The sequence below is a fragment of the Parerythrobacter aestuarii genome (assembly GCF_030140925.1).
Taxonomy (GTDB): Bacteria; Pseudomonadota; Alphaproteobacteria; order Sphingomonadales; family Sphingomonadaceae; genus Parerythrobacter; species Parerythrobacter aestuarii.
Genome location: NZ_JARBWD010000001.1, coordinates 2,347,501 through 2,361,321, shown reverse-complemented (window position 1 = coordinate 2,361,321; position 13,821 = coordinate 2,347,501). Strand labels below are relative to the sequence as shown.

18 protein-coding genes are annotated in these 13,821 nt (G+C 62.8%); 8 read left to right on the top strand and 10 right to left on the bottom strand.

Annotated elements, in window-relative coordinates:
* Positions 1-3: 3 nt before the first annotated feature.
* Complete coding sequence (locus QPW08_RS11575; protein ID WP_407674558.1) at positions 4-1,032, top strand: A/G-specific adenine glycosylase; 1,029 nt, start codon at positions 4-6, stop codon at positions 1,030-1,032.
* On the opposite strand, the gene QPW08_RS11570 is transcribed toward QPW08_RS11575, so the two are convergent.
* On the bottom strand, positions 1,029-1,250 hold the full coding sequence (locus QPW08_RS11570; protein ID WP_284125962.1) for a hypothetical protein: 222 nt from the start codon (positions 1,248-1,250) through the stop codon (positions 1,029-1,031). The genes QPW08_RS11575 and QPW08_RS11570 overlap by 4 nt on opposite strands.
* Positions 1,251-1,361: 111 nt before the next feature.
* On the opposite strand from QPW08_RS11570, the gene QPW08_RS11565 reads away from it, so the two are divergent.
* From QPW08_RS11565 to QPW08_RS11550, 4 genes are read left to right on the top strand one after another with little or no spacing between them, the layout of a single operon-like run.
* Positions 1,362-2,672: a serine hydrolase domain-containing protein gene (locus QPW08_RS11565; RefSeq protein WP_284125961.1), complete on the top strand. Its 1,311-nt coding sequence runs from the start codon at positions 1,362-1,364 to the stop codon at positions 2,670-2,672.
* A complete protein-coding gene (gene nudC / locus QPW08_RS11560) occupies positions 2,672-3,553 on the top strand; it encodes an NAD(+) diphosphatase (RefSeq protein WP_284125960.1) in 882 nt (293 codons plus the stop codon). Before QPW08_RS11565 ends, nudC begins: the two co-directional genes overlap by 1 nt.
* Positions 3,550-4,251 (top strand): DsbA family oxidoreductase, encoded by a 702-nt coding sequence (locus QPW08_RS11555; protein ID WP_284125959.1) that lies wholly within the window; start codon positions 3,550-3,552, stop codon positions 4,249-4,251. The genes nudC and QPW08_RS11555 overlap by 4 nt, the downstream gene beginning before the upstream one ends.
* Positions 4,248-5,057, top strand: coding sequence for an SDR family NAD(P)-dependent oxidoreductase (locus QPW08_RS11550; RefSeq protein ID WP_284125958.1), 810 nt, complete (start codon positions 4,248-4,250; stop codon positions 5,055-5,057). The genes QPW08_RS11555 and QPW08_RS11550 overlap by 4 nt, the downstream gene beginning before the upstream one ends.
* 11 nt (positions 5,058-5,068) lie before the next feature.
* Here QPW08_RS11550 and QPW08_RS11545 read toward each other — a convergent pair whose 3' ends face one another.
* The 3 genes from QPW08_RS11545 to mgtE all read right to left on the bottom strand — a co-directional run bounded on the left by QPW08_RS11545 (position 5,069) and on the right by mgtE (position 7,424).
* The gene (locus QPW08_RS11545) at positions 5,069-5,467 is read right to left on the bottom strand and encodes a hypothetical protein (protein ID WP_284125957.1); all 399 of its coding nucleotides are present in this window, start codon (positions 5,465-5,467) and stop codon (positions 5,069-5,071) included.
* Positions 5,468-5,543: 76 nt separating this feature from the next.
* The gene (locus tag QPW08_RS11540; RefSeq protein WP_284126346.1) at positions 5,544-5,936 is read right to left on the bottom strand and encodes a DUF1489 family protein; all 393 of its coding nucleotides are present in this window, start codon (positions 5,934-5,936) and stop codon (positions 5,544-5,546) included.
* 42 nt (positions 5,937-5,978) lie between these two features.
* On the bottom strand, positions 5,979-7,424 hold the full coding sequence (gene mgtE / locus QPW08_RS11535) for a magnesium transporter (RefSeq protein ID WP_284125956.1): 1,446 nt from the start codon (positions 7,422-7,424) through the stop codon (positions 5,979-5,981).
* A gap of 103 nt (positions 7,425-7,527) precedes the next feature.
* On the opposite strand from mgtE, the gene QPW08_RS11530 reads away from it, so the two are divergent.
* Genes QPW08_RS11530 through QPW08_RS11520 form a run of 3 tightly spaced genes read left to right on the top strand, consistent with a single transcriptional unit; the run spans position 7,528 to position 9,392 of the window.
* Positions 7,528-7,986, top strand: a complete 459-nt coding sequence (locus QPW08_RS11530; protein WP_284125955.1) for a peptidylprolyl isomerase — start codon at positions 7,528-7,530, stop codon at positions 7,984-7,986.
* 19 nt (positions 7,987-8,005) lie between these two features.
* Positions 8,006-8,941, top strand: a complete 936-nt coding sequence (locus tag QPW08_RS11525; protein WP_284125954.1) for a lipase family protein — start codon at positions 8,006-8,008, stop codon at positions 8,939-8,941.
* Complete coding sequence (locus QPW08_RS11520) at positions 8,934-9,392, top strand: hypothetical protein (RefSeq protein WP_284125953.1); 459 nt, start codon at positions 8,934-8,936, stop codon at positions 9,390-9,392. Before QPW08_RS11525 ends, QPW08_RS11520 begins: the two co-directional genes overlap by 8 nt.
* Here QPW08_RS11520 and QPW08_RS11515 read toward each other — a convergent pair.
* From QPW08_RS11515 to QPW08_RS11490, 6 genes are all read right to left on the bottom strand, one after another.
* Positions 9,389-10,273: a LysR substrate-binding domain-containing protein gene (locus QPW08_RS11515; RefSeq protein WP_284125952.1), complete on the bottom strand. Its 885-nt coding sequence runs from the start codon at positions 10,271-10,273 to the stop codon at positions 9,389-9,391. The two genes, QPW08_RS11520 and QPW08_RS11515, sit on opposite strands and share 4 nt — an antisense overlap.
* A 64-nt stretch (positions 10,274-10,337) precedes the next feature.
* A complete protein-coding gene (locus QPW08_RS11510) occupies positions 10,338-11,207 on the bottom strand; it encodes a hemolysin family protein (protein ID WP_284125951.1) in 870 nt (289 codons plus the stop codon).
* Between the two features lie 77 nt (positions 11,208-11,284).
* Positions 11,285-11,767: an rRNA maturation RNase YbeY gene (gene ybeY, locus QPW08_RS11505; protein ID WP_284125950.1), complete on the bottom strand. Its 483-nt coding sequence runs from the start codon at positions 11,765-11,767 to the stop codon at positions 11,285-11,287.
* Between the two features lie 3 nt (positions 11,768-11,770).
* Complete coding sequence (locus QPW08_RS11500; protein ID WP_284125949.1) at positions 11,771-12,220, bottom strand: hypothetical protein; 450 nt, start codon at positions 12,218-12,220, stop codon at positions 11,771-11,773.
* On the bottom strand, positions 12,201-12,716 hold the full coding sequence (locus tag QPW08_RS11495) for a hypothetical protein (RefSeq protein ID WP_284125948.1): 516 nt from the start codon (positions 12,714-12,716) through the stop codon (positions 12,201-12,203). The genes QPW08_RS11500 and QPW08_RS11495 overlap by 20 nt, the downstream gene beginning before the upstream one ends.
* Positions 12,713-13,756, bottom strand: coding sequence for a PhoH family protein (locus tag QPW08_RS11490; protein ID WP_284125947.1), 1,044 nt, complete (start codon positions 13,754-13,756; stop codon positions 12,713-12,715). The genes QPW08_RS11495 and QPW08_RS11490 overlap by 4 nt, the downstream gene beginning before the upstream one ends.
* Positions 13,757-13,821 lie beyond the last annotated feature (65 nt).

The following is a 13,821-nucleotide window of genomic DNA, read 5'->3' as shown; positions in this document are numbered from 1 at the left end:
GGCGTGACCGCCAGCGACAACACCATCAGCCGAAAACTTCTCGACTGGTATGACCGCCATGCACGCGATTTGCCATGGCGGGCCATGCCGGGCGAGCCTGCCCCTGATCCCTATCGCGTGTGGCTTAGCGAGATCATGCTGCAACAGACCACCGTAGCGGCGGTGAAACCCTATTTCGCCAAGTTCACTGCGACATGGCCCGGAGTCGAAGACCTTGCCGGAGCCGACGAATCGGACGTCATGGCGGCATGGGCCGGGCTGGGATACTATTCACGCGCCCGCAACTTGGTGAAAGCGGCCAAGGTCGTTTCCGGGCTGGGCGGGTTTCCCGTTACCGAATCCGAACTGCGCAAACTGCCCGGCGTGGGCGACTACACCGCCGCTGCAATCACAGCGATCGCTTTTGGCAAGCGAGCTGTGGTGGTCGATGCCAATGTCGAGCGGGTCGTGGCCCGGTTGTCTGCGATCGAAGAACCGTTGCCAAAGGCGCGCAAGGCGATCCGGGAGCAGGCCGATGCCATCACGCCTGACGAGCGCGCGGGGGACTTTGCGCAAGCAATGATGGACCTCGGCTCGCAGGTCTGCACGGCAAAAAAGCCGCAATGCCTGCTGTGTCCGCTGGCGCAGGATTGCGCCGCGCGGACGCTGGAGCCTGAACGCTTTCCGGTCAAACCGCTCAAGAAAGCCAAGCCCGTGCGGCAAGGCCAGGCATTCTGGATAGAGCGCGATGCGACTGTGTGGCTGGTCCGGCGCGAAGGAACGGGAATGCTGGGCGGCATGCGCGCGCTACCTGATGACGGCTGGTCCGCGCGCGCCGATGGGCACGGCAGGCCGCCACTACCGGGACATTGGGACGAGGCGGGCAGTGTCTCGCACACCTTCACCCACTTTGCCCTGGAGTTATCTGTCAGGACCTACCTCGGCTCAACCGAACCGGTAGGCGAGGGGGAGTGGTGGCCGTTGGCCCGACTTGACGATGCCGGCCTGCCGACGCTGTTTGCCAAAGCCGCGCGGCGCGCGCTCGCGGACTAGAGCAGTCCGCCGCCCAGGCTCAGGCGCACGACGGCGATCAGGCCGACGATCAGGCAGAAATTGCGTCCGCTATTGCTGAAGGACAGCTGGCCCAGGCCGATGCCGATGACGAGCAGCGGCAAGGCAATCCAGTTGGCCCAGCCCAGGAAGGGTATCTGGGCCGGAATGACGATGACGAGGGCGACGATCCCGATCAGGATGGAGAGTAGGTTGAGCATGTGTGTTATATGAATATAACACCACGGGCTTTCAAGAGGGAATCGGCAATTGACGCTCCGCGTTGCATCCCTCACACAGGTGCAAACAGTTTCAGAAAAGGACCTGCCCCCATGGCCTATCGCGATTTCTCCGATGCGCAGCTTTCCCGCCGTTCCTTGCTACGCGGAAGTGCCTATCTCAGTGCGGCTGGAGCGCTGGCGCAGGTGCCGTTCAGCCGCGCGCTCGCCTATGACGGGCACGCGGCGATGTGGCCGGGCGTGCGCTCGACGGTCGAAAGCTATGTCGCAGAGGGCAAGGTTGCAAACATGCTCGCCAGCTTCGGTTGGGGCATGGGCGAACCATCCGCGATTGCTGCCGGCTCGCTGACGCTGGGCGGGCCGACCAAGGTCGATCTCGACAGCCTTTATCGCATCTATTCGCAGACCAAGCCGATCACCGGCATGTGCGCCATGATGCTGATCGAGGATGGGGTGCTAGGCCTCGACCAGCCGGTGGCCGACATCCTGCCTGCCTATGCCAACATGATGGTGCAGAAGGAATATGACGGTGCCATCACCGAGGACAACCTAGAGCCGGCCAAGCGGCCAATCACGATCCGCCAGCTGATGACGCACACTGCGGGGCTTGGTTACGGGATCGTGCAGAAAGGCCCGATCCAGAAGGCTTATGAAACGAAGGGCCTGATCCCCGGCCAGGTCAGCCGCATCCCGCTGCCCGGTCTTGGCCGCGGCAAGCCGGTGAAGAGCCTCGAAGCCTTCGCCGACGGGCTCGCCGAGATGCCGCTGGTCTACCAGCCGGGGACGAAGTGGAGCTATTCGGTCGGGCTCGACCTGCTCGGGCGGGTGATCGAAGTGGTCGAGAAGAAGCCGTTCGACCAGGTGCTGCAAGAACGGCTGTTTGATCCGTGTGGCATGACCAGCACCTTCTTCAAGGTGCCTGAAAGCGAGATCGAACGCTTCACTACCAACTATGCCATCGCGGCGGGCATCCCGCTGCCGATCGATCCGGCGGAAAGCTCTATCTATCTCGAGACCCCGGCCTTCCCGTTCGGCGGGGCAGGGCTGGTTTCGAGCGCACGCGACTACGACCGCTTCCTCAAGATGCTGCTGGGCTACGGCAAGATCGATGGCAAGCGGGTGATGAGCGAGCTGGCCGTGCGGGTCGGCACCTCCAACATCCTGCCAGAAGGCGCGAGCCTTGAAGGCACATGGGTCAGCGGACAGGGCTTCGGTGCGGGTGGTCGCGCAAGCGATGGTGCCTATGGCTGGGGCGGCGCAGCCGGGACTGCGGCTTTCGTCAGCTTCAAAGCCGGGCTGCGCGCACAGTTGTACACCCAGTACATGCCAAGCGACAGCTACCCGATCCAGTCCGGCTTCCCTGAGCTGGTGCTGAAGGATCTCGCTGCGATGCAGGGCGCTTGATGGCGACACCACCGGTTGCCTTCTCGGGTTCGCCGCTCGACCGCGCGGACCATGTTCGTGCCGATCCGGAGCGGCTGACGGGCTATATGAACTGGAAGGCGCGGTTATTGGCGCTTGATGCGCTGATGCCATCGCTGGACGATCACGGGCGGCTGGCGTGGGGAACACTGGCTGACGCGGCAGATGATGCCGAGCTGGTATTCCTCGGATTGGATCGCAGCGATGGTGGTGAGAAGGCCTGCTTCGCCGCTGTCCCGCCCCAGGGCGATGCGAGCCCGCGCATGGCCAATCCGCAGCTGTGGTCGCTGATGGCGACGCTCGAACCGGGCGACCTCGCGCTCTATGGCGGTGCGCGCAGCCTGGTTGATTGGCACGCGCGGCATCGCTTCTGCGCTCAGTGTGGCGGCCCGACGAAACTCGCCAAGGGAGGCTGGCAACGCAATTGCGAGGCCTGCACTGCGCAGCATTTTCCGCGCACCGATCCTGTCACCATCATGCTGGTCGAGTACAACGGCACTCTGATGTTGGGTCGCGGGCTGGGTTGGCCGGAAGGCTCGTTCTCTGCGCTTGCAGGATTCGTCGAACCGGGCGAGACGCTGGAAGAAGCCGTCCAGCGCGAAGTGCTGGAGGAAGCCGGCATCCGGGTGCGCGATGTCGAATATATCGCCAGCCAGCCATGGCCGTTTCCCAGCCAGCTGATGATCGGCTGCACCAGCCATACCGACAGCGACGAGTTGACCATCGACGAGACCGAGATGGCCGAAGTTCGCTTCTTCACGCGCGAAGACGTGCAGGCTGCGTTGGATGGAAACGGTCCGTTCCGCTGCCCACCACGCCATGCGATTGCTCACACCTTGATGAAATGGTGGTTGGAAAAATGACCGATACTGCACCCCGTACGCTTACGATCGACGTATGGTCCGATGTGATGTGTCCGTGGTGCGCGATTGGCTACGGCCAACTGCGCAAGGCCCTCGGTGAACTGGAAGGCGAGCTTGGAGCCGAGGTGCGCTGGCATGCTTTCGAGTTGAATCCCGACATGCCGGAAAGCGGTGAGGAGCAGGAAGCGCACTTGCAGCGCAAGTATGGCCGCAGCGCTGCCGAAGGTTCGGAAATCCGCGGGCGAATGAAGGCGATCGCCGAGGAGGCGGGCGTCTCGCTGCAATATGAAGGTGAGGGCGACTCACCGCCGGCGATGATGTGGAACACCTTCGCGGCGCACTGCCTGCTGACATGGGCTGGGGAGACTGCGGGGCCAGGGACACAGACCGAGCTCAAGCTGGCGCTATTCCGCGCGCATTTCAACGAGCGCCTCAATGTCTCCTCGCGCGATGTGCTGCTGGATGTCGCGGAAAGCGTCGGGCTGGACCGATCGGGCGCGCTTGCCGCCCTGAGCGATCCAGCCTTGGCCGCGCGCGTCCGGGCCGAGGAGAAGCAGGCGTGGGACCTCAACATCACCGGGGTCCCGGCGATGGTCGTCGAAGGCAAGTTCATGATCCCCGGTGCGCAGGCACCGGAGACCTATGTCAACGCGTTGCGCCGCGTGGCAGAGAAGACTGCCCAAAGAGCAGGGGCGTGACCGATTTCACCGGCAAGGTCGCAGTCATTGCAGGCGGTGCATCGGGTATCGGCCTCGCCGTCGCGCGCAAGCTCGTCGGCATGGGCGGTTCCGTGGTGCTGGCCGATTTCAATAGCGATGCGCTGGCCAGGGCCGCTGACGAGTTCGGCGAAGCTGCGCTCACCTGGCGCACCGACACTTCCGAGCTCGAGCAGGTCGAGGCGCTCGCCGATGCCGCGTTTGGCTGGAAGGACCGGATAGACCTGCTGCTCAACAACGCCGGGGTCGGCGGGGTGCGTGGAAAGATGTGGGAGGTCGATCCCGATGCTGCGCGGGCGCATTTCGATATCAACTTCTGGGGTGTCTGGAACGGATGCCGCGTCTTCGCCCCGCGCATGATCGCGCAGGATCATCGATCAGCAATCTACAACACTGGCAGCGAGAACAGCTTCTTCTGCGCTGTCCCTCAGACCGCAGCCTATATCGCTGCCAAGCATGCCGTACTGGGGATGACGGAAAGCCTGCGCGAAGACCTGCCCGATCACGTCCACGCCGGCCTGATCGTCCCCGGCTGGGTGTTCACGCCCTTGGGCGAGGAACGCTTCATGAAATTCGGCATGGACGTAAACGACTATGCCGACATCATCGTCCCGCAATTGCTGGCCAATGAGCGCTTCGTGGTCAGCCACTATTCCAACGTCCGCCGCATCAAGGAACGGATCGATCCGTTGCTCACTGCCTACGACACATACGCGCCCCGCGACGAAGGCGACGATGCGTATGATGTCAGGTGTGTCTTGAACGCACTCTTGCCAAACAAAGGATAGATTTCCCCGGCTCAGCCAGGGGCCTGAACCTGGCCGAAGCCAGTCTCCGGGAGAAAGCCGACTACGTAGAGCTGGTCAACTTCCCCGGACATCTTGTCGACGCCTGAGATCAAAATGCTTGAGGGGAGCTCGGAATCGCCGCAAGTCGCCGACGCTCCATCAATGTATGAAAGCTTGTCGAAGAGTGCTGTCTGGGCCGTCCGAGCTTCATGCAATGCGTCGCCGGTGCGGGCGCGTATATGCCCCAAGACCATACCGTTCTTGGAAGTATAAGAAATCTCAAAGAGAGTATCTTCACAGGTCAGCACTTTGGTCATTGTGACCTCTTGAGCAGGCTTGGCATGCCTGAGGATTATAGGGTCGCTGTTTTGAACAATAGTCGCTAGGAAAAGTGTTGTTGCGAACAGCATTGCAGGTTTCTCCACCAGTTGTGGGTGAGATTTTGCAATCACCTTGTGAACATTGCCTGAAGGTCAGGTCAGGCAGTTAAATCAGCCCCAGTCCCTGCAACTTCGTCGCCAGCCTGCCGGGCAGCACGTCGCCGGCCGCTTCGTCGTCTGACAAATCGCGTGGAGCCTTTTCCTCGGTGAGATAGCGCCAGCCCTGATGCGCGCGCTTGGGCAGCGGGTCGACCCGGATCAGTCGGGGTTCGAGCTGGATATGCCAGCGCCCGTCCGGCGCTCGCGGGAAGCCGAGGATCGGGCTCCGCGCGACCAGGTGGTGGTCGAGGATCCAGTATAGCGAGCCGCCGACCATCTCTTCGTGCCGCTTGGGAAGGTAGCGGGTGGTGAGCTTGATCTCGCTGCGGTTCTCGTACCAGCCGGCAAGGTCATCCCAGCTCTTAGCGCCAAAGGCGATCTTGGTCATGTGCAGCGGCATGGGGTCAAGATAGGGTAGCATGCGGCAGGCTCAAGCCCGCCGTTAGCCAACAATCCCGCTCGCCACCGCCAGCCCGAGGAAGGCGAAGAAACCCATCGAATCGGTGATCATGGTGACGAACACGCTCGAAGCCACCGCCGGGTCCTGGTCAAGCCGCTCGAAGGCTACCGGCACCAGCACGCCGGCCAGCCCGGCAACGACGATGTTCACGATCATCGCCAGCGCGATCACGCCGCCCAGCACCGGAGTGAAGATTACCGCCGTTGCAGCACCGATCAGTACAGCGATCGTCGCACCATTGAGCAACGCAACGCGCATCTCGCGCCACAGGATCCGTCCGGTGTTGGAGCGAGTGAGCTGGTTGGTGGCGATGGCGCGCACGGTCACCGCCATGGTCTGCGTTCCGGCGTTGCCCCCGATGCTAGCGACGATCGGCATGAGGACTGCCAATGCGACCAGCTTCTCGATTGCTGCACCGAAGGCCGCGATGATCAGGCTCGCCACCAGCGCTGTGCCGAGGTTCGCAACCAGCCAGCGGACGCGGCTGGAATAGGCATCGCGGATCGGCTCGTTGATGTCGCCGTCACCTGCACCTGACAGCAGCAGTGCGTCTTCACCAGCCTCTTCGGAAATGATGTGGACGATATCGTCGACCGTCATCTGCCCGACAAGTCGCCCGTCTTCGTCGACCACGGCGGCACTGATCAAATTGTACTTCTGGAACATCAGCGCGACCTCTTCCTGGTCGAGCGTGACAGGGATCAGCGTCTGGTCGCGCTTCATCACATCGCTGAGTGAAACCTGCCGCGGGGTAGTGAGGATCCAGCTCAGCGCGCAGGTCCCGACCGGGTGGTGCGAAGCATCCACGACGAAGATTTCGTAGAATTCCGTCGGAAGCTCCTGCTCGGCGCGCAGGAAATCGATCAAGTCGCCGACCGTAACGTGTTCGGGTACCGCCACGAAGTCGCGGCTCATCAGGCGGCCGGCGGTCTCTTCCGGATACGCAAGCGCGCTTTCGATGGCGGCGCGGTCTTCGGCCTCGACTTCGGCGAGGACAGCCTGCTGGTCGTCTTCGTCGAGGTCTTCGATCAGCTGGACCGCATCGTCGGTCTCCAGCTGTTCGATGATGGTGGCGACGGCCTCGGGCTCGAGTGCCTCCATCATGTCTTCGCGGACGAAGTCGTTAAGCTCGGCGACGACGTCGGAACTCATCAGGTCGCTGATGGCGGTAGCGAGCGGTGCGCGCTCGTCCTTGTCGCACAGTTCGAACAGGTCGGCGATGTCGGCCGGATGAAGCGGTTCGACCAGTTCATAAACCGCTGCGTTCTCGCCCGCCTCGAGCGCATCGCGCACGGCGCGGACATATTCCGGCTTGAGCGTATTTTCCTCGTCGAGCCGCTCGTCATCAAGGCGGTCGTCAGGGTGTGCGCCTTCTTCCTGCGGCGGCGCCGTCAGCAGGTCTTCGTCAAGGCGGTCGTTGCTCCCCATGGGCCGGGGTCTAGGCCGCTGGCGAATGATTGCAAGCGGCGGGGTGACATCGTCCCCATTCTGCCCCTAAGAGGCCACCAACACAGCAACAGGAGATTCCCCGATGGCAGACACTCTCACCCTTACGCTCGACACCGGCAACGGTACCGGCGACGTCGTGATCAAGCTGCGTCCCGACCTCGCGCCCGGCCATGTCGCCCGCATTACCGAGCTCGCTAACGAAGGCTTCTATGACGGGATCAAGTTCCACCGCGTGATCCCGGGCTTCATGGCGCAGGGCGGTTGCCCCAACGGCACCGGCATGGGCGGCAGCAGCAAGCCCGATCTGAAGGCGGAATTCAACAGCGAACCGCATGTCCGGGGCACGTGCTCCATGGCGCGCACCCAGGTACCCGACAGCGCCAATTCGCAGTTTTTCATCTGCTTCGACGACGCGCACTTCCTTGATGGCCAGTATACCGTCTGGGGCCAGGTCGAGAGCGGTATGGAACATGTCGATGCTCTGCCCAAGGGCGAGCCGCCGGCAAGCCCGGGCACGATCACCAAGGCGACCGTTTCCTGATCCTGCCGGGACACTCCAGGTGACGCTGCGCCGGGTCGCACCTGCGTTCGCATTGGCGCTGACGCTGCTCGGCCTCGGCGGCTGCGTCACCTATCCCGACATCACTCAGTCGCGCAGCCCGTGCCGGATGGAGCCGGGCGGCTGGTGCAGCTTCGTGCGCGATGCGGCGGTGGAGAGCTATGGTTATGCCATGCTCTCCAGCAACGCCTATCGCGACGAGGACACTTACGTCGAGCTCGGCCCTGCTTTCGAACTGGTCGAGCGCCTCGAAATATCGGCGGAAGATGCCGACAAGGGCTTTGATTACATCCTCTACGACCAGTTCGAAGTTGTCGCCGACGAGCACGGCCAGCTGCTGCGCGGTGCGCGGCAGGCCCGCGTGCTGGCCTTCCGAGGGACAGATTTCGACGGTGCGACGGACATTCTCCACGGTACGATAAAGGACAACCAGATCGAAATCGCCCGCCGTTATTTCGCGGCGGAACTGGCGCGGGTGGAAGGCCAGGTGCCAATGGTCGTCACGGGCCATTCGCTCGGCGGCGCGCTGGCAACGCAGATTTCGATCGACAATCCTGGTGTGAAGGCATGGACCTTCAACGTCTCGCCCTTCTACCGCGGCGATTCCACCGTCAATGACCAGGACAGGACAGCCATCAACGAACGCGGCGAATTCCTGCGCACCTTTCGCAAGTACCGCTCACCGCCGGCGGCCGACCTGTTCGAGATCAATTGCGCGCCGGAAGCAGGCAGCGGCGAAAAGCATTCGATCCGCCGCCTGGGCGATTGCCTGACCTGGATCGCGGCCTACGACAGCCACGCTGCGCTTGCCTTGCTCGGCCCCAACACCGTCACCAAGCCTCCTGTCGAGTGCGGCGAGGTCGACAAGGTCCACCCCGGGGTCGGCGGCACTCCGGGCGTGCCCTGTATCCACATATCGCGGCCAGAGAATGATTGAGCAGAAACTTGCAGCCTCGTTGGCGATGGTTGCGCGGGAGCTAGAATCGGCGGGTGACGACTGGTGGATCATCGGCAGCGCGGCTGTAGCACTGCACGGAGCAGAGGCCGGAACGGTTGCCGATATCGACGTCTTGCTGAGCGAGACGGATGCCGCAATCCTGTTTGAAAGGCTTGGCATGGAAAAGCGGAGTGGGATACCCGATGACCGCTTCGCTTCGCGCCTGTTCGGCAGGTGGGAGGAACCGCCGCTTCCCGCCGAATTCATGGCCGGTACTACCTTTGCCGTGAAAGGCAAACGCCAGCCGATCCAACCGCTGACACGGATGCCTGTTGTTCTTGGGGCAAGCCGGCTGTTCGTGCCCGAGGCAAGCGAGCTGTGCGAGATCCTGCGCGCGTTCGGGCGGCCCAAGGACCTGGTTCGCCTCCGCGCGCTGGAAAGTAATCCCTAGAGTCCTGCCTTCACCAGCCAGTCGTGGAACAACCGCACCGGGCGGCTTTCCAGCGCGATCGGCTTGCACACGAACCAGTAGCTGTAAGGGCTGTCGACATCGAGGTCGAACAGCTCGTGCAGCCGGTCATCATCGGCGCGGCGCAGGTGGTCGTCATGCATGATGGCGATGCCGAGACCCTGCGCGGCAGCTTCCAGCATCAGCTGGCCGGAATCGTAGTGATCGATTGCCGAAGGATCGAGGTCGCGCATGCCGATCGCGTCCTTCCACGCCACGAAGCTGTCGGGCAGTTCGTTGTGGATCAGGAAAGTCTGCTTTGCGAGCACGGCTTCGTCGGGGTGATTTCCGACCCTTTGCGCTACCTCCGCGCTGCAAATCGCATGCACCTTGTTCTCGTCGAGCCTGACTGCATGCAGCCCGCGTTCCGGACCGCGGCTGAGGATGATGGCGGCATCCAGTGTGTCGCCCACCCTGTCTTCCAGGTGCGGACCGGTGTCGATGTCGATGTGCAGCAGGGGGTGGAGCTTGCGCAACTGAGCCATGTGCGGGAACAGGCGCTGGCTGCCGAACAGCGGCAACACGCCCAGCCGCAAGCGCAGCAAGGAGAGATTGTCCGATTGACCCTCCACTGCGCGTGCAAGGGCTTCGAAATGCGGGTTCACCGCTTCGTAGAACTGGTGGCCTTCGTCGGTCAGCGCCATCGCCTGCCGGGCGCGGGTGAACAGCTTCTTGCCGACGAATTCCTCGAGATTGGCGATGCGGCGGCTCAAGGCGCTGGGGCTGAGGTTGAGCTCCTCGGCGGCCGCCCGGGCGGAACCGAGGCGGACCGTACGCATAAAGGCTTCGAGGGCGCGGAGCGGGGGGAGGCGGCGAGTAACCATGCGCCCCATGTGGAGTGCAAAAAGCGCAATGTCGAGGCGGCATTTGTGCCGTAGCCCCGGCGACCTACTCCTCTGCCGCGTCCGCTTCCTGTTGCGGGGCGTGCAACCTTAATCGCTTCACATGGGTCTCGTCGCCATCGATGACTTCGATCCGCCAACCGCTGGGATGTTCGACGATCTCGCCTACCGGCGGAACCCGTTCCGCCAGTACGAAGGTGAGCCCGCCCAGCGTATCGACCGATTCCTCGACTTCGGCCAGGCGCGGATCAATCTGTTCTGCGACATCGTCGAGTTCTGAGCGGGCATCGCAGTCCCACATCCCGTCGCCGATATCAGCGATCCAGACTTCGGGCGCGTCGTCATGCTCGTCTTCGATCTCGCCGACGATTTCCTCGACCAGGTCCTCGATGGTGATGATGCCATCGGTACCGGAGAATTCGTCGAGGACGATGGCCAAGTGGGTGCGATTGGCGCGCATGTCGGCCAGCACATCCAGCGCCCCGCGTGTCTGCGGGACGTATAGTGGCTGCCGCATCAGGATGGTCCAGTCCTCCGGCGGGGTCTTGTCATTGATGAGGTAAGGAAAGACGTCCTTGATGTGGATCATGCCGATCACTTCATCGAGCTGGTCGCGATAGACCGGAAGGCGCGAATGGCCGTTCTGGGAGAAAACCTCCAACAGGTCGTTCCAGCTGGCCGCAGCGTTGACGGCAACGATCTCGCCGCGCGGCACCGCGACGTCATCGGCATCGTGCTCGCTGAAATGCAGCAGGTTGCGCAGCATCTGGCGCTCGACCGGCGACAGGTCTCCGGAAGCCGGCGCATCGCTGCCTGACTCTGCGTCTTCCTCGTGTTCGTCGATGGCTTCTTCTAGCGCAGCGCGCAGCGAGCGCTCGCCTGCGTGGGGATCGAAGAATTTGCGGAGGGCGGTCATCAGACCGTTCCTACTCTCCGCGTCTCCCGCGGATTGATCACTGTCGGGCATGGCCCTCTGTCGTGCTCCTGTCACTGTTAGCGGTCCCCATATGGGTCCGCGATGCCCAGTTTGGCAAGCGCTGCGATTTCCAGCGCTTCCATTTCCTCCGCCTGTGCGTCGGAATCGACATGGTCGTGGCCGGCCAGATGGAGCAGTCCGTGGACGATCAGATGGGTGGCGTGATGTTCGAGGCTGATCCCTTTATCAGCCGCTTCCCGTGCGCAGGTCTCGTAGGCAAGAGCGATGTCGCCGAGCAGTTCGGGCGGCCCTTCGGGATCGAGAGCGAGCAAGCTGTCGCGATCGAGCATCGGGAATGAGAGCACATTGGTCGGCTTGTCGCGCTGTCGCCAGTCGCGGTTGAGGATGTGGACCTGCTCGTCAGAGGTGAACAGGATTGACGTTTCGAGGCGCTGGTTGGCAATGGCAGCCTCTACTCCAGCCGTAGCCAGGGCAGCGCGCTCGGCGATGGCCTGCCACTCTCCTTCGGGCCAGTGCTCGATTTCCGCTTCCAGCTGCAATTTTTAGCCCGTTTCCACACTTTCCGGAAGCAATCCCTGACACATGGGGTCGGGACCAATGGATTTCGGAGTCTCCCACAAATGCGGCTTTACATGGCGCGGCGAGCAAATGGTGGTGTCCCCCGGTCCCGCATAGACTGCGATCGCTGTGAACGCCACGGTTGCGAGCATCATACCGTATAGTGCTGACCACCACTTCCAGCCGATCCGGTCATCGGCATTTCGCCATGCCAGCAGGCCGACGCCGATAGTGGCGATAATCGACCAGGCCGAAAACCAGTAGTCACTTTCAAAGAACAGCGCGAAACTTAGGAGAACCGCGCCGAGCTGCAGCAGGTAATGCCTGATGAGCCAGTATGTTGGCCAATGACGGCTAGTGCGTGCCGGGTCGTATCTCAAGTGGCTGGCCTCAGTGCCGGTCCCGGTTCCATCGTCAGTCGGTCGGCGGTCCATCCGGCGAGATCAGGAACTTGCAGAGCAGGGTCTTGCCCTCGGGCATCTTGGCTTCGAAGAACTCGATCTCGTCGCCCGTCGCCGCATCTTCCCAAATCCGCGAATCCTGGCGCATTGTCGGCAGGTCATCGGCCAGCCACAATGGCGAGATTTCGGGATCCACCTTGCCGAAGGCAGCCTCGGCTTTCTCCAGCGCCTTGTCGCAATCGGCCACGGTCGGCAGGATGTCGATCATCCGAAGGGTCTTGTCATCCGGGTCGAAGTAGAAATTTACCTGCATGGTGATGCCGAGGTATTTCACCTGTCCACGCGCCAATTGCTGGTAGTCGTAGAGGACATTGTCGGGATCGTGCTCGGTCGCCCAGACCTCCCCGTTGGCGGCAGCGACGACTTCATGGGGTGTCATTCCCCAGTCGGTGTATTCCCATCCGGCTGCGGCAGGACTGGCAGCGAAAAATGCCGCAGCAAGGCCGGCGGAAACAAGGCGCAGCGTCATTCGGGTTTTCCTTCATAGGCTTCGACGATCCGCCCCACGATCGGATGGCGGACAACGTCGGCAGCGGTGAACCGGATCGTGCCGAAGCCTTCGACGCCTTCCAGTTTCTCGACCGCATCGGCGAGGCCGCTCATCCGGTCGCCGCCGGGAATGTCGACCTGACGCGGGTCGCCGCAGATGACCATGCGGCTGTTCTGACCGAACCGGGTCAGGAACATCTTCATCTGTTCGCGCGTCGTGTTCTGCGCTTCGTCCAAGATGACGAAGGCATCGGCTAGCGTGCGCCCGCGCATGAAGGCGATGGGCGCAATCTCGATCTCGCCGCTCGCCAGCCGCCGCTCGACCTGCTCGGGTGGCATGCAGTCGTAGAGCGCGTCGTAGAGCGGGCGCAGATAGGGGTCGACCTTGTCCTTCATGTCGCCGGGCAGGAACCCGAGCTTCTCGCCGGCCTCCACCGCCGGGCGCGACAGGATCAGGCGCTGCACGCTGCCGGTGATCAGCTGCGCCACTGCTTGTGCCACCGCCAGATAGGTCTTGCCGGTGCCCGCCGGGCCGAGCGCGAAGATGATGTCGTCGCGGGCGAGGCTGCGCATATAGGTTGCCTGCATCGCACTGCGCGGCACGATTGTCTTGCGCCGCGTGCGGATCATGATCGGCGGGCCGCCGTTGCCGCCGCTCAGTTCTCCTTTGACGATCCCGTCCAGGGTCGGCTCGTCGGACATGGCTATCAGCGCTTCGATCGCTCCGGCATCGAGATCCTGTCCGATGGCGAGCCGGTCATACATGCCCTTGAGCACGTCGCGGGCACGGGCAACACTGTCTTCCGGCCCTTCGATCTGGACATGGTCCCCGCGTGCCGAGATGAACACGCCGAGGCGGTTCTCGACCTGCACGAGGTTGGCATCGAATTGTCCGAACAGGGGAACCAGCAGCGACTGGTTCTCGAATTCCATGTCCACCTTGGCCCGGCGGACTTCGCGGAGCGGCACCGGATCGGGCGAAATGGCCGGATCGGGTCTGCGGGAGGGTTTACGGCCCATGGGTGCTTGAAAGCGGTCCTTTCGCGTTGTGCGAGTCGAAACTTACGCCGATGCGGGCGGAGCGC

Excerpts from the sequence above, each read along its gene's own strand:
- QPW08_RS11515 (WP_284125952.1), bottom strand. The coding sequence starts at position 10,273 with ATGGTTACTCGCCGCCTCCCCCCGCTCCGCGCCCTCGAAGCCTTTATG.
- QPW08_RS11555 (WP_284125959.1), top strand. The coding sequence starts at position 3,550 with ATGACCGATACTGCACCCCGTACGCTTACGATCGACGTATGGTCCGAT.
- QPW08_RS11490 (WP_284125947.1), bottom strand. The coding sequence starts at position 13,756 with ATGGGCCGTAAACCCTCCCGCAGACCCGATCCGGCCATTTCGCCCGAT.
- QPW08_RS11570 (WP_284125962.1), bottom strand. The coding sequence starts at position 1,250 with ATGCTCAACCTACTCTCCATCCTGATCGGGATCGTCGCCCTCGTCATC.
- QPW08_RS11500 (WP_284125949.1), bottom strand. The coding sequence starts at position 12,220 with ATGGACCGCCGACCGACTGACGATGGAACCGGGACCGGCACTGAGGCC.
- mgtE (WP_284125956.1), bottom strand. The coding sequence starts at position 7,424 with ATGGGGAGCAACGACCGCCTTGACGAAGACCTGCTGACGGCGCCGCCG.
- QPW08_RS11510 (WP_284125951.1), bottom strand. The coding sequence starts at position 11,207 with ATGACCGCCCTCCGCAAATTCTTCGATCCCCACGCAGGCGAGCGCTCG.
- nudC (WP_284125960.1), top strand. The coding sequence starts at position 2,672 with ATGGCGACACCACCGGTTGCCTTCTCGGGTTCGCCGCTCGACCGCGCG.
- QPW08_RS11545 (WP_284125957.1), bottom strand. The coding sequence starts at position 5,467 with ATGCTGTTCGCAACAACACTTTTCCTAGCGACTATTGTTCAAAACAGC.
- QPW08_RS11495 (WP_284125948.1), bottom strand. The coding sequence starts at position 12,716 with ATGACGCTGCGCCTTGTTTCCGCCGGCCTTGCTGCGGCATTTTTCGCT.
- QPW08_RS11540 (WP_284126346.1), bottom strand. The coding sequence starts at position 5,936 with ATGCCGCTGCACATGACCAAGATCGCCTTTGGCGCTAAGAGCTGGGAT.
- QPW08_RS11520 (WP_284125953.1), top strand. The coding sequence starts at position 8,934 with ATGATTGAGCAGAAACTTGCAGCCTCGTTGGCGATGGTTGCGCGGGAG.
- QPW08_RS11565 (WP_284125961.1), top strand. The coding sequence starts at position 1,362 with ATGGCCTATCGCGATTTCTCCGATGCGCAGCTTTCCCGCCGTTCCTTG.
- QPW08_RS11530 (WP_284125955.1), top strand. The coding sequence starts at position 7,528 with ATGGCAGACACTCTCACCCTTACGCTCGACACCGGCAACGGTACCGGC.